The organism is Streptomyces sp. NPDC048389 (assembly GCF_040706335.1).
Classification (GTDB): domain Bacteria; phylum Actinomycetota; class Actinomycetes; order Streptomycetales; family Streptomycetaceae; genus Streptomyces.
In genome coordinates, this window is record NZ_JBEZKP010000032.1 from 54842 (window position 1) to 77080 (window position 22239).

Annotated in this window: 13 protein-coding genes and 1 pseudogene; 6 read left to right on the forward strand and 8 right to left on the reverse strand. The window is 68.9% G+C overall.

The genetic code is table 11. The features are described 5' to 3' along the window. Nucleotides 1-52: 52 nt before the first annotated feature. Entirely contained in the window at nt 53-388 is a 336-nt protein-coding gene (locus tag AB0903_RS21710; protein WP_366705152.1) for a YbaB/EbfC family nucleoid-associated protein, read from the reverse strand. A 405-nt stretch (nt 389-793) separates the two neighbouring features. Here AB0903_RS21710 and AB0903_RS21715 point away from each other — a divergent pair, with 405 nt between their 5' ends. After that, nucleotides 794-1537 (forward strand): SLATT domain-containing protein, encoded by a 744-nt coding sequence (locus tag AB0903_RS21715; protein ID WP_366705154.1) that lies wholly within the window; start codon nt 794-796, stop codon nt 1535-1537. A gap of 524 nt (nt 1538-2061) precedes the next feature. On the opposite strand, the gene AB0903_RS21720 is transcribed toward AB0903_RS21715, so the two are convergent. After that, a complete protein-coding gene (locus AB0903_RS21720) occupies nt 2062-2646 on the reverse strand; it encodes a winged helix-turn-helix domain-containing protein (protein ID WP_366705156.1) in 585 nt (194 codons plus the stop codon). A 53-nt stretch (nt 2647-2699) separates the two neighbouring features. Here AB0903_RS21720 and AB0903_RS21725 point away from each other — a divergent pair. From AB0903_RS21725 to AB0903_RS21735, 3 genes and pseudogenes are all read left to right on the forward strand, one after another. Next, nucleotides 2700-3356: pseudogene (locus tag AB0903_RS21725) on the forward strand (replication initiator); the annotation flags it as partial. Next, nucleotides 3356-3580: a helix-turn-helix domain-containing protein gene (locus AB0903_RS21730; protein ID WP_366705158.1), complete on the forward strand. Its 225-nt coding sequence runs from the start codon at nt 3356-3358 to the stop codon at nt 3578-3580. The pseudogene AB0903_RS21725 and the gene AB0903_RS21730, both read left to right, overlap by 1 nt. Then, the gene (locus AB0903_RS21735) at nt 3580-4866 is read left to right on the forward strand and encodes a tyrosine-type recombinase/integrase (RefSeq protein WP_366705160.1); all 1287 of its coding nucleotides are present in this window, start codon (nt 3580-3582) and stop codon (nt 4864-4866) included. The genes AB0903_RS21730 and AB0903_RS21735 overlap by 1 nt, the downstream gene beginning before the upstream one ends. Nucleotides 4867-5031: 165 nt before the next feature. Here the strand turns inward: AB0903_RS21735 and AB0903_RS21740 are convergent, their stop codons facing one another. Together AB0903_RS21740 and AB0903_RS21745 are read right to left on the reverse strand one after the other, a co-directional pair. Then, nucleotides 5032-5601, reverse strand: coding sequence for a hypothetical protein (locus AB0903_RS21740; RefSeq protein WP_366705161.1), 570 nt, complete (start codon nt 5599-5601; stop codon nt 5032-5034). 2 nt (nt 5602-5603) lie between these two features. Further along, entirely contained in the window at nt 5604-12602 is a 6999-nt protein-coding gene (locus tag AB0903_RS21745) for a polymorphic toxin-type HINT domain-containing protein (RefSeq protein WP_366705163.1), read from the reverse strand. Nucleotides 12603-13388: 786 nt separating this feature from the next. Between AB0903_RS21745 and AB0903_RS21750 the strand changes: the two genes are divergently transcribed. Continuing rightward, complete coding sequence (locus AB0903_RS21750; RefSeq protein ID WP_366705165.1) at nt 13389-16460, forward strand: DNRLRE domain-containing protein; 3072 nt, start codon at nt 13389-13391, stop codon at nt 16458-16460. A gap of 206 nt (nt 16461-16666) precedes the next feature. Here the strand turns inward: AB0903_RS21750 and AB0903_RS21755 are convergent, their stop codons facing one another. From AB0903_RS21755 to AB0903_RS21765, 3 genes are all read right to left on the reverse strand, one after another. Further along, entirely contained in the window at nt 16667-17317 is a 651-nt protein-coding gene (locus tag AB0903_RS21755; RefSeq protein WP_366705167.1) for a hypothetical protein, read from the reverse strand. A 202-nt stretch (nt 17318-17519) separates the two neighbouring features. Further along, entirely contained in the window at nt 17520-19931 is a 2412-nt protein-coding gene (locus tag AB0903_RS21760; protein WP_366705169.1) for a dolichyl-phosphate beta-glucosyltransferase, read from the reverse strand. Further along, nucleotides 19928-20743: a GntR family transcriptional regulator gene (locus AB0903_RS21765; RefSeq protein WP_366705170.1), complete on the reverse strand. Its 816-nt coding sequence runs from the start codon at nt 20741-20743 to the stop codon at nt 19928-19930. Before AB0903_RS21765 ends, AB0903_RS21760 begins: the two co-directional genes overlap by 4 nt. Nucleotides 20744-20843: 100 nt before the next feature. On the opposite strand from AB0903_RS21765, the gene AB0903_RS21770 reads away from it, so the two are divergent. After that, nucleotides 20844-21308 carry a hypothetical protein gene (locus AB0903_RS21770; protein WP_366705172.1) on the forward strand — a complete coding sequence of 155 codons (465 nt, stop codon included), beginning with the start codon at nt 20844-20846 and terminating at the stop codon, nt 21306-21308. Between the two features lie 194 nt (nt 21309-21502). On the opposite strand, the gene AB0903_RS21775 is transcribed toward AB0903_RS21770, so the two are convergent. Beyond that, nucleotides 21503-22239, reverse strand: a 737-nt coding sequence (locus tag AB0903_RS21775) for a helix-turn-helix domain-containing protein (RefSeq protein WP_366705174.1), incomplete at its 5' end; no start/stop codon positions are given.

Here is a 22239-nt window from a genome sequence, read left to right on the forward strand (position 1 = left end):
AAGCCCGGCAGCGGGAACGGACCGCGGGAACGGACCGAACGATCACAAGGGATCAGAAGGGCATGCCCGGCATGCCGCCGAGGCCCTGCGCCAACGGCCCGAGCTTGTCCTGCTGGAGCTGCTGGGCGTTCTCGTTCGCGGCCTGCACCGCGGCGACGACGAGGTCCGCCAGGGTCTCGGTGTCCTCGGGGTCCACGGCCTTCGGGTCGATGACCAGGCCCCGCAGTTCGCCGGAGCCCGTGACGGTGGCCTTCACGAGACCGCCGCCGGCCTGACCCTCGACCTCGGTCTGCGCAAGCTCCTCCTGGGCCTGCGCCAGCTCCTGCTGCATCTTCTGGGCCTGCTGGAGCAGCTGCTGCATGTTGGGCTGGCCACCACCGGGGATCACGGTCACTCCTGGCTACGTCGACGACTGAAAGCGCTGTACCTTTCGGCACTCCCCGAGCCTACGTGCTCACCCGGCCGGCCGCCCCACCCTGCATCCCACCGCATCGGGCAACTCTTTCGAGTGAGCGGTACGGGGCCGCTCGACGCTCCCATACCTGACCAGAACCCCCGTGCGGACGGAAATACCGGGATCCGCGACCCACAGCCCACCATTCGGCGGTATGAAGGGCCTGCGTCGCATCAGAACGTACGCACGCCACGTACGTCACGCGGTGTAACGTCAGCACCTTTTCAGCACCTTTTCGGACCTGATAGTCAGTCCTGGTCGTCAGTCCTGAGCGTCAGTCCTTGGCGTCAGTCCTGGTCGTCAGTCCTGGTCGTCAGCAGAGCGCAGAGGAGTGCACCGGTGAGCCAGCCGGAGATGCAGCCCGGGGGGCCGGCCCGCGAGGAGGGCGGCGAGGCGCCGCCGAGTAACCTCACGGGACGGACGTTCCCTCTCGGGGACTGGGGCGAGCCCGCGGCCCGACTGGACGAGCTCTACCACTGGGTCGAGGCGGACGCACTCCGCACGGCGGACTGGTATCTGGCCGACCGGGTCGTCAAGCGCCGGGCCGCGCGCCTGCTGCGCCTCGGCACGGCTGCCGGCGCGCTCACCGGCGCGGCCCTCCCTCTCCTGGACCTGACCCGGGCGATCCCCGGAGCCGCCCCCTGGGGCTATCTGTCCCTGCTGGCGGCCGCCGCCTCCCTCGCCTGCGACCGGTACTTCGGCCTGACGGCGGGCTGGATGCGGGACGTGGCCACCGCGCAGGCGGTACAGCGCCGCCTGCAGGAACTCCAGTACGACTGGGCCTCGGAGAGCGTCCGCGAGATCCTCGGCCCGGCCGAAGGCACGGCGAGCGAGGCGGCCGAACGCTGCCTGGGCGTGCTGCGCCGCTTCTCCGAGGACATCGCCGACCTGGTCCGCTCAGAGACCTCCGACTGGATGACCGACTTCCGCCCCGGCCCGGCCCCGCTGCGCCTCCCGCCCTCGCCCCTGCGTCCCACCCCGGACCCCCACCCCGCCCCGGGCGTCATCCAGGGCCGCTTCCCCCTCCCCCCGACCACCCGCCCCAACATGCCCCGCCAGCGGCCCCCGGAGCCGCCGCGCTGACCTGGGCACCGTCGGGTCCGTAGCTCCCGCGCCCTCCCACCCGGGGTGCGAACCCGACGATCGGCGATCGCGCCGGGGCGGACTCGAGAGCGTCCGCCCAGGCCGCCCCACGCACACGGCCAGAAAGCACAAGGCCCCCTGCCATGCACGAGTTGTTGGGGGCCATGCACACGAGTACCACCACTGTCGGCCTCGCAGCCGCCGAACTTCTCATGTTCATGCTCACCACCTGCAGTGCCGGCGAGGACAGCAAGCCTGCGGCCGGGCCCTCGGCCACGTCCGGCTGCGGAGCCGGTGAAACCCAAGGCGCCTTCCGCCCCTGGAAATTCCTTGAAGCCGCACCGCTCAGCGCACGGCCGACGAGCTCAGGCGGCTGCATCCGCTGCCCCATCCGAGCGACAACACTGCAGCGCCGCCCGCAACGTCAAAGCCACCGCAGCCCGGCCCCGGCGCCGGCTCGGTCGAGGGCGGTGCGAAAGCGGGACGGCTTGGACTCGACACCCACCCGGCTACCAGGGGCTTCTCTACATCTGCGCACCGCCCGCACACTCAGCGGGCGTGCCCAGAAGACAGGTTTGCTCCTCCCGGACCGCGACCCATCGTTGGTCCAGCTCTGCTTCTCGCGCCAGCAACTCCTCGTCGCTGAGGTCGGCGAACTCGGTGGCGGCTGCGCGCGCCTCGCGGGCGATCTCATCACGCAGCAGGTAGTCCGTGATGGCTCCGTGGTGCTTGCCCGGCTCTGGTTCCTGGCGGACGAAAACACCGCGTCCCTTGACCGCGTACACCAGCCCCGCTTGCTTGAGGCTTCGATAGGCGTTCTGCGCGGTGGAGCTGGCGACTTTGAATCGCTCTTGGATCTCCCGGGCGGGCGGCAGTTGGGAACCTGGGGGGTAGGTGCCTTCCACGATTTCCCGGCGGAGGATGTCGGCGACCTGGGCGTACGGCGGTCGGGCGTCGTCGTTGCGGATGGCGTCGAGTGGCCAGTCCGGCCCCTCGGCGTCGGCTTCCTCGTGATCGCTCTTGGCCCCTTCGTCGCTTCCGCCGATGGAGGTGCTGACGTAGCTGCCCCGGCCGAGCTGGTAGTGGACCAAGCCTTCCTGCTTGAGCACGCGCAGGGCGTTCTGAACAGTGGAGCTGGAGACCCCGGACCGGTCGCGCAGACGTCCGCGTCACGGTCGAATCGGACGCGATCGGAGAACGCGAACTCACCTGGGGCAAACAGCTCGACGTATCCGCGATCAGCGCCTTCGGCACCGACGCCGAATTCACCGACCAGGCCGTGGCCGCCTACATCGCGAAGTACGCAACCAAGTCCGCCGACGCCTCCGGCACCCTCGACCGCGCCCTGTACTGTCGCCCCTGCCAGGGACGCGGCGCCGCCCTCCTGCCCCACGGAGCCCCGCTCCCGTGCACCACCTGCGACGGCACCGGCCCGGCCCGGACACTGACCCAGCTCGCCGTCGCCCGCCACGTCCGGCAGATGATCCGCACATGCTGGGAGCTGGGCCACCTGCCGGAGTTCGCCCACCTCAAGCTCCGGAAGTGGGCGCACATGCTCGGCTTCCGGGGCCACTTCTCCACCAAGTCCCGCAGCTACTCCACCACCCTGGGCGCGCTGCGCGACGTCCGCCGCGCCTGGCGCACCGAACAGGCCCGCGCCCACGCCGGACTGCCCGAGTCCAACCCGCCGACCACGCTCGTCATCAGCCGCTGGGACTACCTCGGCTCGGGCTACAGCCCCGGCGGCGCACTCCTCGCAGCCCAGGTCTGGCATCGCAAGGAACTGGCACGGCAGTTCGCGGCCGAAGGGGGCTGTTGATGGCCTCGCCCCCGCTCGCTGTCCTCCATGCGGAAGCGGCCCCGGTGATGGATCTGCTCACGGTGCCTCAGGTGATGGCCCGCCTCCAGCTCAGTCGCTCCGCCGTCCACGACCTGCTCCGCTCCGGCCAACTCGCCTCAATCACCCTCGGCCGCGCCCGCCGCATCCCCACCCACGCCCTCACCGACTTCATCCGCACCCGCCTGGAACAGGAAGCCGCCTGATGACCACACCCCGCCCTGTTTCGTCCTGCCGCTCCCGCTCCCGCACCCGCGCCAACGGCGACGGGACCGTCTACCAGCGCAAGGACGGACGCTGGGAAGCCGCCGGATACGTGCTGGCCCCCGGCAACACCCGCAAGCGCGTCCGGGTCTACGGCACTACCCGTAGAGACGCGATGACCAAGCTCACCGAGAAGATCGCCGCCAGCAACCGCGGCCTCCCTGTCGCGACGGCCGACAGCACCGTGAACGCCTACCTCGCGTACTGGCTGGACGGCGTCGCCGTTCACCACCTGCGGGAGAACACCCACACCCGCTACGCCGCCGCCATCCGCCTCCACCTCAACACCGGGCTCGGTGCGAAGAAGCTCGCCCGGCTCACCACCCGCGACGTCCGCACCTTTCTCGACGGACTCCGCACCACCTGCCAGTGCTGCGCCCAGGGACGGGACACGGACCGGCGGTCCTGCTGCGCCATCGGCCAGTGCTGCGGAAAGCGGCTCTCGCCGCTGACCGTGACGTACGTCCACGCCGTGCTCAAGTCCGCTCTGGAACACGCAGTCCGCGAGGACGAGCTGCCGCGCAACGTCGCCCGGAACGTCAAGACAACCACGCCACGCCCCAGGCGTTTCCAGCCCCTCACCACCGCCGAAGCCCGGCGACTCCTTCATGCGGCCAACGGCGACCGGCTTCGCGCCCTGTACGAACTCGCCCTGCGCACCGGACTCCGCAAGGGCGAACTCCTCGGCCTCCACTGGGAAGACCTCGCCCTCGACGACGGCACCGCCACCATTCACCGCTCCCTCCAGCGGACTCGCAGCCAGGGCCTGACCGTCCTGAACACCAAGACCCTCGCCTCGGAACGCCGCATCGCCCTCCCCACCGAATGCATCAACTCCCTCAAGATCCACCAGGAACAGCAGCAGGAAGAACGCCAGGCGGCCGGAACGAGCTGGACGGACAACGGCCTCGTCTTCACCACCACGAAGGGCAAGCCACTCGACCCCACCAACCTCACCCGCTGCTTCCGCCGCCTCCTCCACGACGCGGAACTCCGGACGATCCGCTTCCACGACCTCCGCCACTCGACCGCCACCCTGCTCCTGGAACAAGGCGTCGACCTCGTCGTCATCAAGGAACTCCTCGGCCACGCCCACATCGGCGTCACCGCCGGCGTCTACGCCCACGTCCGACTCCGCCTCCAGCGCCAGGCCATCGACACCCTCGGTAGCATCCTCAGCCAGACCGACGCCCCGGACGACCCACCCACCGCAACCGTCGTCCGCTGACGTTGCCGTCACCGTTGCCGTCAAACGACCAAAGGGGCCCCGCCGGAGATCACTCCGGCGGGGCCCCTTTGCTTTCTTCTATTTCCCCCGTAATTCAATCGCCAGGAAATTGCGCAATCAAGCCAAGGGGATGCGGAACGCATCAATCCCAGCGCCCGATTCCATCTACCCAGACGAAGAAGTGCCGCTCGCTGGAATCTTATAGGCGGCCGCAATGCTCTCATCGAAGATTACGACTAGCGCATCAGGCATATAGGTGAATCCCGCCCCGTCGGATTCACCTAGCGCAATCACCAGGCTCGACTTATCGGAGAACCCGAAGCGGTACGCCCAAGGCATTTCTGGGCATCCCTCGTTAGGGACATGCCAGGCGGCTCCGAGGCTGGCGATCGACACACCGAGGAACCGGCCCCAATCGATGTGATTACTCACATCAATAGGGTCTCCAAGCGATTTTGCGCCTGACTCCCCGGGGCCCCTGAACTCGATCGCCATGCCTTCATTGAAACCATCCATCGCCCAGGCCAGAACCAGCACGGACCCGCTCTCCATGACCAGCTCAACGGCCATGTCGACTTCGTGAGCGCAATCTTCTCTATGCCCTTCGGGCCAGCCGTTCCCACGCAGCGCCACATAGCGGACCGTTCGCACGACCTCGCCTGCGATAGCTTCCTGGAGTTCAGCAAGACTGGCACCATTGTGGGCCCGAGCATCCCACGGCTGGATTGCCAACATTTCTAATACCGCCCAAAGTATTGGAACTGACCATTTGCGTCGAACGTCGCCCCGATTCCGCGCCCACCGGCCGGATCCGGCATGATGTACCGCGACCCGCCAGCGAAGTTGCCAGAGTTCACAGGCGACGTAGCGGTTTTCGGGTTGGTCAGAATGTCATCCAGCAGATCCTGACCGGCCGATTTCAACTGCTTCCCTGGAACCACAGGCAGATCCCCGCGGTTCATGTGCTTCTGATACTCGCGTCCTGCATGAGTCGTCTTCCCCTTGGCCGCGCGCATACCGCTCTGCGAAAGAGCGTCCAGATCAGGGCAGCCGCCGGAATTGTGAACGAGAACCGGCGTCTCCCCCGCCAGCACATAGTACGTATGAACGTCAGCGACGGTCAGGTTGTAGACGGCCAGCCGCTCAGACCAGTGCTTTACAGCGCTGACCTTTAGCCAAGAGCCTCCACTGCCGTGAAGCCACTGTCCAGCCCGGAGCTTTCCCGCATCGACCCACTCAGCGAGCTCTGGAACCCAGAACGGGTGTCCTGCGGTGGCTGTAATCGACGCAGGCCCCCCCTCGGTCTCCACAGTCAAGCGGACAAGTGACTTCGATCCTTCACCGTAGATCTCTGCGGTGACCTCCTGAGCCGACCTTTCGCCCGTCTGCGGGTCCATCGCGAGTACGATGTCGCCGACTTCCATTTCCTCAATGGGCTTCACCGTGCCGTCCGCCAAGAGAACGCTCGTTCCCGTCGCGAAGCTATTGCAATCGCCGGTCCGACGTAGGCTTCGGGCTCCCATTGCAGACCCGAAAGCCACTCCCATCATTTCACCCAAGGTCGGTTCATATATGGGAGAATCGATATTCTTCCCTGTTAGCAGCGCATCGAGCGGACCATAACAGGAGACATAGCGGCAGTAATTCTTGAGAAAGAACTCTATCTCTTGGTCAGAAGCGCCATAGAGCCACATCTTGTAGGCGACCTGATTTGGCAGGCTACCTCCAGACGGGTCGAATCGCCCCTGAGCCTGAGCAAATTCCTGAGGTGTTGTATTCGAAGAGTTGATGTAGTACGGCTCATCCGTAAAGAAGCCTGAGACGGCACGATCGTATGCCTGCTGAGTCCACTCTCCTATACCGTCAGCCGTTCCTTCATGAACTGTGCGTCCACGCTTCCTGTTGTACGAGATGGTGATAACTACGGTGGTGCCATCTGGATTCGTCGCAGTTTCTCGGCTGGAGTGATTGGACCAGGAGCCGTCACCATCCTGGGTCCAGGTTTCCGTCGCACCGTTGCAGGAGGAACTACTTCCTCCACACGAGCCGTCCGGCCTCAACCCCGTCGGGTCCGACAGCATCACCGGGTTGCCGTTGGCGTAGGTGTAGCCGTTCATCTGGAGGGGGTCGGTGACGTCGATGAGCGGGTCGACCGAGAGGAAGCGGCCCGTGGTGGCGTCGTATTCGCGGGCGCCGATGTGGGTGAGGCCCGTCGTCGGGTCGTCGATGCCTGTGCCGACGAAGGTGTGGCGGCCGGGCCAGGCCGCGGGCTCGGTGCCGCGCGGGTTGCCGTACGGGTCGTAGCGGCGGCGGGTGATCGTCTGGCCGGCGGCCATCTCGACCGACGCCGTCGCCGTGTTGTGGTGGTCACTCAGCAGGACCGTCAGCTTGTGGCCCGTCGCCTTGCCGCCCGTGGAGCGGACGGTCGTCGGGGCTCCGGGGTGGGAGTAGTAGCGCTGGGCGTCGACGGCCGCGCCGGCCAGGTTGACCGTGATCTCGGCTTCACCGAGGAACAGGGTCCGCGTGGTGCCGTTGTCCTCGATCAGACGGGCGCCGGACGCGTCGTAGAGGTACGAGACGTTCGCCGTGCCGTTGTTGTCGGTGTCGACCGAGGTCAGCTTGTTCCGGCGGTCCCACGCGAGCTTCTGGGTGTCGCCGTTCAGAACGCGCGTGACGGTGTTGCCGGAGGTGTCGTACGTGTACGTCGACTGGGACGTGACCTCCGAGCCGGTTGCCCGCTCGGTCATCACTGTCTTGGTCAGCGTGTGGGGTTGTGTGACGGCCGCCGGCTGGGCGCCCGGGATCGGGGTGCCGTAAGTGTAGTTGTGCTCGTCGTCCAGGTCGGCGGAGGCCAGGTCACGAACCGTCAGCTGGGTGCGGTTTCCGATGGCGTCGAACCGGTACGAGTGCCAGTAGCCGGATCCGTCGGGTCCGGCAGCGACCTGGCTGCGGTCGGGGGTGCTCTGGCAGGCGTCGACGTCGGTCCATGCCTCGACGAGCCGGCCCATCGGGTCGTACGCGAAGCACTGGCGGTCGGCACCGGTGCCCGAGCCGGTGTCAGAGAGGGAGGTGATGTTCCCGACCGTGTCGTAGCCGTAGGCCAGCGAGGAGACCAGGTTCTGCGTCTGCGTCTCCCGGTGCGCGCTCGCGGTCTTCACCCGGCCGGTGTTCTGGTCGAACTCGTTGGTCGTCCAGACCCGGTGCGGGGCCTGGCCGGAGGCGGTGCGGAGCACCTCGCCGAACTGGCTGTAGACCGTGTCACCGGTGTACCAGGACAGGCCCGATGTCGTGATCGGTGAGCCCTCACCGTTGTAGCGGGTGATCACCTTTTCGGATGCCAGGCCGCCGGGGGTGGCCGGCAGCTGGACGGACTGGACCTTGCCCGTCTCGGTGTAGGAGGTGGAGTAGGCGTAAGTGCCGGCCAGGCCCTTGGTGCGGGCTGTCTCCGGGATGGTGACCTTGGTGCCGGTGGGGCGGTATTCCTGGTCGTAGCCGGTGACCTCGCTGGTGAACGCCGCGCCGTCGTTGTACCGGATGGTGGCGACGCCCAGGCCCTTGGCACCCGGCAGGGAGTCGAACGTCCACTTGGCGACGAGCGGGCCCGTGGCGGAGTCGTCGCGCAGCTCCGTCGCCCGGCCCAGCACGTCATAGGCCGTGTACTGCTTGCGGCCCTGGCCGTCCTGGGACCAGACCTGCTGGTCGAGCGAGTTGTAGCCGAAGTGGGCCGCGCCCATGTCCGGGTCGGTGGAGTCGGTCAGACGGCCGCGGAAGTCATACGTGTAGGTCCACGCGTTGCCGTGCGCGTCGGTGACCCGCGACAGCTTGCCGCGTGCGTTGTAGGCGTAGGACGTGTCGATCGGAACGGTCAGGTCCTGGGCGGTGTAGTGCTGCACCAGGGACGTGCGGCCCAGCGTGTCCGTCCAGGTCTTCACCGCGCGGCTGCCGGGCTTCGGTGTCAGGCCGTCGGCCGACATGCCGGTACGCGCCAGCGTCCAGTCGCCCTCGTAGCGGGTGGTTGCCGAGTGCTGGGGCACGTCCTCGTGGAGCGTCGTCGTGCGGATCGGCCGGCCGAGTCCGTCGTACGCGGTCTTCGTCGAGTTCGGCACCTCGAAGACGGTCTCCGGTATGAACGGCTCCGGTGTCGGCTCGTCCTTCACGTAGTAGCCGTTGTTGGTCTGCCGTACCGTGCCGTTCGCGTTGTGCAGGGTGTCCGTGACGATCGAGCCGCCGCCGAGCGCCTCCGTCTGTGTCTGCCGCGGGCGCAGCAGGCCGTCGTAGAGGGTGATCGAGTCCTCGTAGGTGCCGTTGTCGCGCAGGACACGTGTCCTGACGGCCGGGTGGTCGTCGGCAGCGATCTGGTACTCGAAGAGCGCCGACGCCTTGTCCGTGCCCTGTGTGCGCGACGGGGACCACGCGGCTGTGATCCGGCCCAGTTCGTCGTACGTACTGGTCGTCTTGCGGCCGTTGGCGTCGACGGACGACAGGACCGTCCCGCGTGCCGGGTCGAGGACAGACGTGGTGGTGTGCCCGGCGGCGTTGGTGGCCGTCACCTGGAACGCGGGGCCGCTGGCGGGGCTGTACGCCGTGGTGCTGGAGTTGCCCGCGGCGTCCGTGACCTTGGTGGGACGGCCCAGGGCGTCGTAGGTCGTCCGGGTCGAGGTGACCCAGCCCGAACCGTCGCCCTGGATGGTGTCGACCTGGTAGGGCAGACCCTTCGTCGGCTGCTGCCCGAAGGCCGCCAGGGCGTCGAACGAGGTACGGGTGTCGTCCAGGACCTGGTCGCCGGTGGCCGTCGCCGCCTGTGCGCAGGTTCCGACGGTGGTGCGCACACGCTGCGGCAGGCCGATGAGGTGCGCGTCGGTGTTGTGGACGTACGAGGTGGTGGTGCACGTCTCGTCGCCGGTCCGCCAGGTGTCGGCACCGTCGGGGGTGAGGGTGTGCCGGTAGACGTTCAGCGGAAGACCGTATGCGGAGTCGTACGTGGTGCGCGTGCGCACCGTGCGGGTGCGGCCGCCGCTGATCGTCTCCACCGCATCGGTGCGGACGGTGGCGGTGCGGTACGCCTCCAGCGGCGTCAGACCGTACTGGGTGCGGTCCCGTGAGGCCGTCTTGGTGGCGGTCGGCCAGTGCACCTCGCGGGAGACGACGCTACCGCCGGCCTTGGTGTACGTGAGGGTCTCGGCGACCCGGCCCTGATAGGGGCGCAGGTCCTCGGCCAGTGTCTCCTGGCCCGTCGAGTCCTTGACCGTGACCGCGGGGCGGCCGGCGTCCTTCGACATGCCGCGGAAGAACCGCGTACGGGTCTGGGACTGCTCCGTCGCCTCCGCTCCACCCGCGTTGGCGGTGACGCCGCGCTTCACGGTCACGTCGGCGTAGCCGCGCCATTCGCTGAAGGTACGCAGGGCGGGCTTGACGAACTCGTCGGTGCTCTTCGCCCAGGCGGCGTCGTCCTGACCGTTTCCGTATGTGTAGGTCGTGACCACGTCCGGCTGACGTGAGACGCGGTCCTTCTCGACTACCCGGTCCACGACGTACTTGTTGAACCACTCCGTGTTCAGCTTCTCCACGCCCGGGTCGGCCGACCAGTGGACGGGGAAGCAGCGGCTCTTGTTCGCTTCAGGGGCGGGGTGGGACGTGCCGACAGGGCACGGAGCGGAGTAGTCGACGTATATCTCTCCGCCCGTCTCGGTGCGGATGGTCTCGATACGCGGCCGGTCGAAGTCGGGTGTGGTGTCACCGGCGCCTTTGGAGACCCGGTTGGGCATGTCGACCTGGTTCTGGATGAAGGTCACCGGCGGCAGGCTGTCACCGATCTGGGCGCCTTCCGCGTTCGCCTTCGTGCCGTAGCCGGTGCGACTGATCGAGTCCAGCCACAGGGGCGGGTGGATGTCAGTGCGCTGGTAGGGGAAGGAATGCGTCAGGTCCCAACGGTCGACCTTGGACAGGGCGGTGGAACCGGGGGTTCGCTGGCCATAGGTGGTGACGGCCTTCAGCAGTTTGCGCGTCCAGAAGGTCGGTGAGGAGACGTAGCAGTTCTCCGCGGTCGCCTTGCAGTGCAGCGTGGAGGGGGTGTCCCACCAGGGCTGCTTGTCCTCGTAGTTCTTCGACTCGAACTCCGTGTCCGAGCAGGTGACGACTCCTTCCTTCTTGCACCGCTCGTCGACCGAGAAGACGACCTTGCCGGCCGGGGCTCCGGCCAGGTTGCCGGCGCGCAGTCCGTAGAGGATCTGCGTCGGATGGCCGCCGCGGACGTAGGAGACGTGATCCTTGAACTTCTCGTTCTTCGCGTAGTGGTTGGTCTCCTTCTTCCAGTCGATGACCATGGCGTTGCCGTGTACGTCCTCGACGTAGTCGAGGTTCCAGCGCCATGCCTGGTCGCACGACGAGGATGCGTACGAGCTCGCGTGGCACGGCTCGCCCGCGTGGTTGCCGAAGACGGGTGCGGTGAAGACGGAGTTGGTCGCGGAGCGCCCGGTCAGCGTGTTCTTGCCGAACCAGTAACGCGTGCCGTCGCGGCTGGTGACCACCCAGTACTCGCCGTCGTACTCGCCGGTCTGACCGGCCTTGGCCGAGCCGGTGCTGCTCAGGTACGTGACCTTGGAGCCGTCGTCGTTGGCCGGCACCCAGTTGCCGGAGTCGTCGTGCACCAGCTTGGTGGTGGAGCCGCTCAAGGAGAGCGAGACGCTGTCGTCGGCCCAGCAGAGGTCGGACTTCTTCTTGTGGGCGGTGGTGTCGTTGTTCGGTGCGGCACCCGCGACCTTGTCGCGGTCGTCCGAGCAACTGCGGTACCGGCGTTCGATGAAGCCGGGGTGGTAGTCCCAGCCGTCGCCGACCCAGGATGCCTGGCCATTGGCCACGGATGTCCGGCTGTCCACGGCCTGGGACGAATAGTTGAGAGCGATCTTCGGTGCGGGCCCGGCCGGCGGGGCCGGAACGGCGAGCGGGTAGGACCAGGAGAAGCCGCCGCTGTTGCCGCCGGCCGTCCAGCTGCCGCTCGGCGAGAGTGGTGTGGCCTTGTACGTACCGCCGGCGCCCGCGCCGGAGTCGGTGGCGGCGAGGACCACGGGGCCCCCACCCGCCTGCGTGGACAGGCCGGACACCGGGCTCGCCGCGGGGTCGACGGTGGCCCGAACGGTGTCAGCGGCCGGGTCGTTCCGGCTCGGCACGTCGACGGAGGTGGTGCATTCCGGCAGCTCCGGAGTGGTCAGGAAGCACTCGGGAAGCTGGGTGAGCTTGAGCCGGGAGGACCACTCGGTGCCGTACAGGTCACCGAACTGCGCGTAGTCCAGTTCGACGTCCACAGGAGTGGAGCCGGTGCTCGGCGGTGTCACTTTGATGATCGCGCCATCGACGTCCACCGCCTGCGTGGCCGTCCTGGACTCGACGGCGACGTCCCACGTGCCTGCCGGCGCGGGCGGGTTCGGTTCGTCAGCCGTAGGCGATGCCTTGCCGATGCTGACCGGCAGGTCTTCCACCGGTATGAGCTCGTCACCGGCGCCGTCGAGGGTGACGCTGCCGGTGTCGGCGGCCGGCGGTGTCACGTCGGTCGGGACGTACTCGCGCGGGGGCTCGGCCGACTCACCGAGCCAGCTGCCCAGTTCCGCCATCGCGTCTTCGTCCGGCGGAGCGGGCTGCTCCTGCTGAAGGCCGGGGAGCGCGATGCCGTTGCGCGAGTCGGCGGGTGGGACGGCCCACGCCTGTGCGGGGAGGAGTGTCGCGAGGAGCAAGGCCGACACGGCCACACCCGTGCTCCGGAAGGGGGGCAACGGGCGACGACGCGTTCGCCTGCCTGCGCGCGACACGAGACGGGCCGGCAAGGACGAGCGCCGGCTTCCGGGCAGGCGGAAGAGTCGTCCTGGAACGGACGGCGACATGGAACCCCCACATCCGCTGTCGACGGCCGGAACGCGGAGTGCGGCCAACGCAGGGAAATCGACAAATAGTCCGGAGATTGTGCACGTCCGCCGCACAGTAAATCCACAACTGCCGGATCTGTGTGACGTCAATCACCGCGGCCAATCAATGCGGACCGGGACCAAGGGAACTGACGAGCCATCACCCGCCATCAGGGGAGAATCCGGGCCTGAAGCGAGGAATGTTGCTTTCCTGCAAGCTTCACCCATACACCTCACGCAGGAGGTCGATATGGCAACCTATTTCCTGATTCAAGACCGGTCAGCCGGTGCCGAGCGGCACGCAGGTGGGGTGTTCGACCACTTCAGGGACGCAGTGAGGCCGTGAGCGGTTCCGGCATCACCGATACAGGGAGTTCGTGACGGAGACGTGAAGATGGTTCATGCTCTGCACGCGCGCTCTTGCGCTCAGCGGAAATTCCGAGGGCAGCTCAGCATCCAGGCGCTCGCGGGGGAAAGGACGATATGGACGCCTCGAGAACGTCGCAGAAGGCGGAGAACCTGCCGTCGGAGAAGGGTCCTGTCGCGCCGCAACGCCCTTTGCGCCGCTGGCAATTCAAGGGCATCAGCCGACGCCGGCGACGAGCCGGAACGGGTCTCCTGCTCGCCATGGCGCTTGCGGTGCCTGTGGGCGTGCACCTGGCCGGCGGCAACGGCTCCCGGCCGGCAACGGAGGCCGAGCGCAAGACCGGACCTGTGGAGGCCGGCGAGGCTCTCCGGCAAGCCGCGCGGGCCGGCAAGGACGTTCAAGTGACCGCCTGGCACACCGCCAACTCGACCACTTGGGCCCAGCCGGACGGCAACCTCAGGACACGGACGTACAGCGACACGATCCGGGCACGCGTGGGCGACAGGTGGAGGAAGGTCGACACGACGCTGCGGCGGGTCGACCGTGGCTACGCCCCCGAGGCGGTCAACGACCCTCTGCTCTTCAGCGCAGGCACAGGCCAGGAGGACTCACGTGCGTCCCGCGCCCTCAGCCGACCCGGGCTGGCCGCCGTCTCGGCGGCCGCAGCGACACAGGACGAATGGACCGAACTGGTACGTCTCACCACCGGAGGCCACGACCTGGTGGTGAGCTGGCCCGGTCCGCTCCCGGCCCCCGTCGTCGAAGGCCCGCGCGCGCTCTACGAGAACGTGCGCCCGGACATCGACCTTCTGCTCACGGCTCGCGACAGCGGCTTCTCCCATGTGCTGATCGTCCACACACGTGAGGCCGCCGAGGACCCCCTGCTCTCGGAGCTCCGGTACTTGCTGGAGTCGGCAAGCTTGACGTTGGAACTCGACGAACCGTCGAGCACCGTGAGTGCCAAGGACGGCGACGGGACGGAGATGGCGGCATCGCCGACTCCTTACATGTGGGACTCTTCCGGAAAGCCCGCCGTGACGATCGGCGAGCCCACGCCTGCACCGGCACCCGAGGCCGCCCACCCCGCCCTGGCCCTCCCCGGACTGGCCGGTCCTCAGCCCGGGACGCATGCGACACCCCTGGACGCGGACCTCGCCACGGACGGCACGCTCGCCGTCAACGTGGACAAGAAGGCACTCGACGACCCGGACATGGTGTACCCCGTCTTCATCGACCCGTCCTTCAAGGGACGCAAGAAGAACTGGACGCTGCTCTACGAGTCCGCCCGCAACTCCAGCTTCTGGAACGGTCAGAACTTCAACGACGGAACGAACGAGGCACGCGTCGGCTTCGAGACGACGACGGACGGCCTGTCCCGCTCCTTGTTCACCTTCGAGTTCAGCTCCTCACTGCACGGCGCCAGCATCAAGTCCGCCACCTTCCGCGCCCTGCAGACCTACTCCTGGGGCTGCGCTGCTCGGCAGTACCACCTCTACCTCACGGGCGTGATCTCCAGCTCCACCACGTGGGCCAACCAACCGGGTGAGATCGAGCGTCTGTCCAGCGGCACCAACGGGCACGGCTACAAGTCCGGCAGCTGTCCCGACGCCTGGGTCGCCCACAACGTCAAGTCCGCCGCCGAGAGGGGCTCACGGGACCGGTTGTCGACGCTGACCATGGGGCTGAAGGCCGCGAACGAGAGTGACACCAATGCGTGGAAGAAGTTCCTCGCGAACGGCGAGAGCTCGCCCTACATCGAGATCGTCTACAACCGCCCGCCAGGTCAGCCGACCGCGCAGACCATGACGCCGGGGCCGGACTGTGACGTCGTCTCTCCCTACGAACGCGTCGGCAAGTCCGGGCTGACGTTCCGTGCCAGGGGGTCCGACCCGGACGGCAATCTGAGGTACCTGCACTTCCGCCTGTGGCGCACCGGCGAGACGACCAAGCTCGTCGACAAGAACGTGGCCACCGACAGCACCGGATACGCCCATCATTCCGTCGGCTGGACCAGTCTCGTCCACGGCGCCACCTACTCGTGGGACGTACGGTCGGTGGACACCGAGGGCGCGGTTTCCACCTTCGCGCCGGACGGGACTCTGCCCTGCCGCTTCATCGTCGATCTCGAGGCACCCGAAGCTCCTACCGTCACCTCGGACGACTTCCCGGAGGCGGACGCCACGGACAGCAACTGGCCGGACATCCGCTTCGGAGGGTCGGGCGCCTTCACCCTCACCGGCGCGACCGGTGCGGCGAAGTTCGAGTACGGAGTGAACGACACCCGCCTCCCGTCCGCGGTCACCGCGACAAACGGCGGAGCAGTGATCACCGTGCGGCCGCCACAGGCCGGGCCGAACGTGCTGTACGTCCAGTCCGTCGACACGGCGGGCAACTCGTCGGCCCGCATGTCGTACCACTTCTCCGTCGCGCCGCGTACGGAGCCGGACGGCCCCGGCGACACCTCGGGGGACGGCAATCCCGACCTCCTCGTGATCGAGGAATCGGGTCAGCTCAAGGCGTATCCGAGCAACGGCACGGGCGACCTCCACGACGGGATGACGGCGTCCTACGACACGAGCTCCGGTAAACCCGAGGCCGTGGCCGACAGCTACTGGAAGGGCGCCCTGATCACGCACAACGGGGACTGGTTCCACGGAGACGGCGTGCAGGACCTCGTCGCGCGGATGCCCGACGGCGAGCTCTACATCTACCCCGGCGACGGTTTCAGCGGCTTCGATGTGGCGCAGCGGCAACGTGTCCTGCTGCCGCAGAACGCCCCGACGTCCGACAAGCTGACGCAGATCCTCTCCATCGGGGACGGCGACGGTGACGGACTTCCGGACCTGTTCGCCCGGTACGGCCCTCAGCTGTGGGTCATCTCGGGTTACAGCGGCGGCAGCTTCGCCTCCGCGCACCAGATGACCGCGTCCGCGTGGGACGGGCGGGACATCGTCCTCGTCGACGACGTCACCGGCGACGGCACGGCCGATCTCGTGTTCCGCACCCACGGCACCGGCCGGCTGCTGCTGCGCGAGGGCAAGCCGGACGCCGACGGCACGGGGACCGATCTGCTCTCCCTCGGGCTCGCCGGCACCTCCCGTACCGGCACAGACGCCGAGTACGCCACCGGCTGGGCACCGGCCACCAGATCACTGCTCATGGGGACGCCGGACACGAACGGCGACTCGGTACCGGACATCTGGGCCATGGCTGCTTCGAACGGAGACGTGCACATCTACCACGGGAGCCGCAGCGCCGCCGGAACCCCACGGCTCGTGATGGATGCCGACGCGGAAGGCACACCCTGGACGCACCCCAGCGCTTTCGGGTGAGAGCGGGGCGGTACGCGGGCCGGCGCCGTCGGGGGCGGGACTCCTGGCGGCGCCGGCCCGTTTCGGAACGGCGCCGGCCGAAGGCGCGGTGAAGACCCTGGTGGACGCACACCGGTGCCGACCGGCGCCCACCGATGCCGACGAGGTGCCCGACGGGTGTCGGGCACCTGGTCGCGGGGTGGTGAGCAGGAAGTTGAGCGGGTGCGTCAGCTGAAGATGATCATCGACCCCTGGCCGAGGCTCCTGGTCGCCGCGGCGTGGAGGCCCAGCCAGACGTGGCGCTCGCGGGCGAAGGGGCTGTCGTCGTACGGGATCGGGCCGGCCGGCTCCTCCAGGGCCGTCGGGCGCTCCGGAGGTTCCGGTGCGTCCGGCGGGTTGGCCGGGTCGATGCCGATGGACGGGGCCACGTACTCCAGCTCGCGCAGCAGGCCCTGGGTGGAGCCCAAGGGTCCGCCGCCCTCGAGGAGTTCGTCGTTGAAGAGCGGGGCCGGGAAGTCGACCGGGACGTACGCGCCGGCGTGGTCGTAGTGCCACACCAGGTGGGACTGCTGGGCCGTCGCCTCGAACATCTCCAGCAACTGCTCGTAGTCGCCGCCGAGTTCGTCCACCGGCGTCACCGCGAGCCCGCACAGCTGCAGCAGATAGGCACGGCGCAGGAAGTGCAGCGCGTCGTAGTCGAACCCGGCGACCGGCGCGACGTCGCCCGACAGGCCCGGCATGTAGGCGAAGACGGGCACCGTCGGCAGGCCCGCGCCGGTCAGCGCCTTGTCGTAGGACGCGATCTCTTCGGCGAAGGGATTGTCGGGGCTGTGGCACAGCACGTCGACGAGGGGGACCAGCCACAGGTCACAGGCCAAGGGAGGGCTCGCTCTCAGCAGTTCGGGCACGGGTGGGTGCGGTCGAGGGTCGGATGGCCGTACGGGGCGGCAGCCCGCGGGCCGGAGAGGGCAGAGGCGGAGGGAGCGTGGAGAACGACGATGGTCACAGCAGCGTAGTGCGACGGGGACGGTCGGCGAAGGGACCGTTCAGCACGGTTTCGTACGGTCCGGAACCCCCTTGTCACTCCTCTCCCACGTCCCATACCCACACCCCGGCCACCCTCTCCCCCGGCCGGCCCAGGAGTTTCTCCACCGTCTCGTACAGCGGCCCCTCGTTGTACTGCGGCGCCAGTACCACCGCTCCGGCGTTCCACGCCTCGAGGTCGTGGCGGGCCTGGGCCCGCCAGTTGGGGCCGATGACGGGGACCTGGCCGGAGTTGCGGACGTCGTTCAGCAGGTTCGAGGTGTGGCGCGGGGTCGCACCGTAGATGCCGATACGGTCAGGGCCCCACGGGCCGTTGAAGTAGCCGCCCGCCACGCGGAAGCCAAGTCCCGTCGCCGACTGCCAGTACAGGGCCTCCGCGCTGCCCGGGTTCGGCAGCGGCACGGTCACCAGGGACTCGCCCTCAGCGAGGTACTTCTTGTACGTGCCCTGCACGATGAAGCCCGGTATCTCGGGCCGCTCGCGCACCGGATACGGCGTCGGCAGCACCGGGACCAGCGCCGCCGCCAGCGCGGCGAAGCCCAGCCCGCGCAGCAGCGGGCCCCGGGCGGCGAGCCGCTGCGCCGTCAGCGCGAGCAGCATCCCGAGGACGGGCGCGCAGATCATCGCGACCCTCGACTCGATGACCGACTCGAACAGCGGCTGGTGCGCCAGCGCCCGCCACGGGCCGGTCAGCACGACGTCCGTGTACGGGATGCGGAACTTCGGCCCGAGGGAGAGGAACGCCGCGGCGACCGCCGTGAAGGTGAGCGCCTTGACCACCGGCAGCCGCCACAGGCGGATCACGATCGCGAAGGCCAGCGCGATCAGCGGCCAGCCGAAGAAGGCGTTCTGCTCGGTGCGGTTCATGGCCAGCGGGTCGGCGCCCGCGTCGGAGCCCAGCAGCGCGCGGCCGGAGAACTGCAGAAAGGCGAGGGGGCTGTTGCCGGCGTTGTCGCCGTGCAGCACGCTCTTGTAGCTCTGCGGCCCGAAGAACTGCCAGCCCAGCGGGAACGCCACCAGCGGCAGGCACACCAGCAGCGCGATGCCCGTGCCCCGCAGCAGCGGCCGCCAGGCCGCCCTGGCCGCGTCACGGGCGGCCGACGCGTACGAGAGGAGGAACAGCAGCACGCCCATCGCGGCGAGCAGCAGCGGCTCCTCGCCGAGGAAGATCTGGTACGTGGCGAACAGGCCCAGCAGTATCCCGTCCCGCCGGACGGCGCGTCCCTCGCACAGCCGCAGCACCCGGTCGATGATCACCGGGATCATGAACAGGACGAGGAAGTTCGGGTGGGCGTTGCCGTGCGACATCATCGGCGGCGCGAACGCGGCGAAGGCACCGCCGAGCGCCGCCGCCCACCGGTTTCCCACCAGCCACCGGGCGATCAGCAGGTACCAGGCGGTCGCGGTCGCCGCGAGCCCCAGCGTGAGGACGAGCGCCCAGGTGACGGTCGGGCCGAAGGCGAGCGTGATCGGGGTGAAGGGCACGGACAGGCCGAGCATCACCGTGTTGGCCATCAGGTTCACGCCCTCGGGATTGTTCTGGAGGGTCGTGAAGAGCGGGTTGCGCAGATGGACGACGTTGTCGGCGGTGACGGCGAAGAACCACTCCCACTGGTTCTGGTCCTGGCCGGCGTCACGGATGTACGCGCGGTCCAGGTCGGTCCACAACCCCTTGTAGAGCAGTACGGACACGACGAGGAAGAGCCCGGTGACGGCCAGGTCGACCCGGCGCACGGCGCGGGCGCGCAGCCGCACCAGTTCCAGCAGCACCTTGCCGTAGTCGGCGGGTCTGACCTTGGAACCGGCGACGTGCGACCAGCGGACCGGGACCTCGGTCACGGGCCAGCCCCGGCGTCGGAAGAAGCGGAGCACCTCGACGTCGATGGCCCAGCCGTCCAGCCGGGAGTCGGCGAAGGCGGCCCGTGCCTTGTCACCGTCGAGGAGTTTGAAACCGCACTGGGTGTCCCGGATACCCGGAACGGCGACCGCTCGTATCAGCCGGTTGCCCATCCGGCCGAGCCACTCCCGCACGCGCCGCTGGTGCACCTCGATCTGCGCGTCGGGATGGGCGCGGGAGCCGATCGCGGCTGCGGCGCCGGCGGTCTCCAGCTCCGACTCGAGCCGGTCCAGCTCCTCGACGGGGGTCGCCAGGTCGGCGTCCGTGATCAGCACCCGCCGGCCGTAGGAGGCGAGGACACCGAGACGCAGGGCGCTGCCCTTGCCGCGGTTCGCGTCGCTCGACACGAGCTGGATACGCGGCTCCTCCGTCGCCGCCTCCTGCGCGATCTTCGCGGTGGCGTCGGTCGAGCCGTCGTCGACGACGATCAGCTCCCACTCGCCCCAGCGGTCCGGCTCCGCGCGCAGATACGCGCAGACGGCGTCCAGTGTCGGCCGCAGCCGCGCCTCTTCGTTGTACGCCGGGACGACGACGCTCAGATCCACGCTCACCGCTCTTGCCGCCGCTGCCGGTCCTGTTGCCTGTCGTGTTGCCTGTCGTATTGCTTGTCGTGTTGCCGAGACTGTTCCCGGTCTCGTTGCCGGTCCCGTTGCCGGTCTTGTTGCTCCAGCCGGTCCGCCCAGGCCAGGGAATGGACGTTGTACGCGCGGATCACGGCCCGCACGCCCGGCACGTCACCGCCGTTGACCGCGTCGACTATGTCCTGGTGCCCGCTCCACAGCCAGTCGGAGAGCTCCGGGTCGGCGCGCAGGAACGGCACGGCGAACACCCATGCCTGCACCCGCAGCCGGTGCAGGAAGTCGCAGAGGTAGCGGTTGGCGCCGAGCGCGGCGAGCTCGCGCCAAAAGCGCAGGTCGTACCCGATGAGGATGTCCAGATCCCCCGTGCGCGCCGCTCGCTCCGCCTCCTCGGCCCGGCGCCGCACGGACAGCAGCGCCTGCGGAGCCGGCGGGCAGGGCCGGTGCTGCTCGAGGTGGCCGAAGACGGCGTCCACGACCATCGACCGGGTCTCGACCATGGTCCGGTAGTCGTCGACGGAGAACTGGTGCACCTTGAAACCGCGGTGCTGGTCGGAGTCGAGCAGCCCCTGGGCCGACAGATCGACGAGGGCCTCGCGGACAGGTGTCGCGGAGACGCCGTACTGCTCCGCGATCTCCTTGACGGTGAACTCCCGCCCCGGCTGCATACGGCCCGCGAGCACCTCGTCACGGAGAGCATCGGCAATCTGTTGCCGCAGAGTGTTGCGGGTGACGGCGCTCGTGCCACCGTTCCCGCCACCGCTGCCGCTCCCGTAGCCGGGCATCGTGGCCTTCTCCTTCGCCTTCGGTCCCGGACACGATAGGCCAGGGGTGACGCGGCACGTACGCGGCGTACGGTCTGCCGTGAGGGGAGGCGATGCCCGGGTGGAGAACGTGTTCGAGCCGGCCACCGGCGACGGGCCCCTGGTCACGGGGCCGGGCAGGGACGCGGAGGTGCGGACGGCGTTCGAGGGGCTGCTCGGAATCCGCCGGGTGACGAACGCCACGGGCGGCGAGAGCGTGCCCGCGTCGTGGGAGCTGAACCGGACCGTCCGCGCCGTGTCCCTGGCGCTGGAGGCCAACGGTTTCCCACCGTCCGCGGTGGCCGCGGACGACGACACCCGGCGCACGGCCACGGGCTACCGCGTGCGGCCCGGCGAGCGCGCTCGGACGGTGTACGTGGAGTGGCTCGGCCCGCCGGGCGGCGGCGCGGCCCAGGAGGAGGAGAGCCGGCTCAAGGCGTGCGCCGAGGTACTGGCGGGGCTGGGTTGGGAGGGGCTGCTGTACCGGGGGCCGCGGAAGCGGCGGTTCCTGGAGGTGGAGCCCGGGGGTGTACCGGGGGCGGGGTGAGCGAGGGCGGGGGCGGGGTAAGCGGGGGCGGGGGCGCTGCCGGGGTGAGGGGGTGGGTGTTGCGCGCGCGAGGGTCGGCGATCGCGTAGGGGGCGTTGCAGACGGGGGTGTTGCAGGCGCGGGGGCGTTGTGGGCGCGGGGGCGTTGCTGAAGCCGGGGCTTATCGGCGCGCGGGGGTGTCTGCGGGCGCCGCGTCAGGCGGTGTCCGGGCCTGCGCCGGCCGGCCGCACACGGCCGGGCTCGGCGGCGTGGGCCGGGGCCCGGTCCGACTGGGCCCGGAACGTCTGTCGGTACGTCATCGGAGAGACGCCGACCGTCGCCGCCATGTGCTGGCGCAGCGAGGCCGCCGTACCGAAGCCCGACTCGTCCGCGACCCGGTCGACCGGCAGGTCCGTGGTCTCCAGCAGCCGGCGGGCATGGTCGATGCGCTGCTGCGTGAGCCACTGCACCGGTGTCATCCCGACCTCCTCGCGGAAGCGGCGCGAGAAGGTGCGCACGCTCATCCGCGCGTGAGCCGCCAGCTCCGCCAGGCTGACCGGGCGGCCCAGACGGCTCAGGGCCCAGGCCCGGGTCGGCGACGTGGTGGCGGCGGTCTGCTGAGGCACCGGCCGTTCGATGAACTGCGCCTGCCCGCCCTCCCGCCACGGCGGCACGACGCACAACCGCGCCACCCGGTTGGCGACGTCGCTGCCGTGGTCGCGCCGCACGAGATGCAGACACAGGTCGACACCGGCCGCGACACCCGCCGCGGTGAGCACGTCGCCGTCGTCGACGAACAGCACGCCCGGGTCCACCTCGACCTGAGGGAAGGCACGTTGGAAGTCGGCGGCCTCGTTCCAGTGAGCGGTGTGCATCGTGAAGTTGCAGGTCACGGGTCTGGTGTGCGGGCGTCCTTCCGTGCTCGCGCTGGTCGGCGGGCGGTGTCCACGAT

What these genes read in the sequence shown, in the direction of transcription:
- AB0903_RS21735 (WP_366705160.1), top strand. Translation starts at nt 3,580, where the DNA reads ATGACCACACCCCGCCCTGTTTCGTCCTGCCGCTCCCGCTCCCGCACC.
- AB0903_RS21765 (WP_366705170.1), bottom strand. Translation starts at nt 20,743, where the DNA reads ATGCCCGGCTACGGGAGCGGCAGCGGTGGCGGGAACGGTGGCACGAGC.
- AB0903_RS21750 (WP_366705165.1), top strand. Translation starts at nt 13,389, where the DNA reads ATGGCGCTTGCGGTGCCTGTGGGCGTGCACCTGGCCGGCGGCAACGGC.
- AB0903_RS21730 (WP_366705158.1), top strand. Translation starts at nt 3,356, where the DNA reads ATGGCCTCGCCCCCGCTCGCTGTCCTCCATGCGGAAGCGGCCCCGGTG.
- AB0903_RS21740 (WP_366705161.1), bottom strand. Translation starts at nt 5,601, where the DNA reads ATGTTGGCAATCCAGCCGTGGGATGCTCGGGCCCACAATGGTGCCAGT.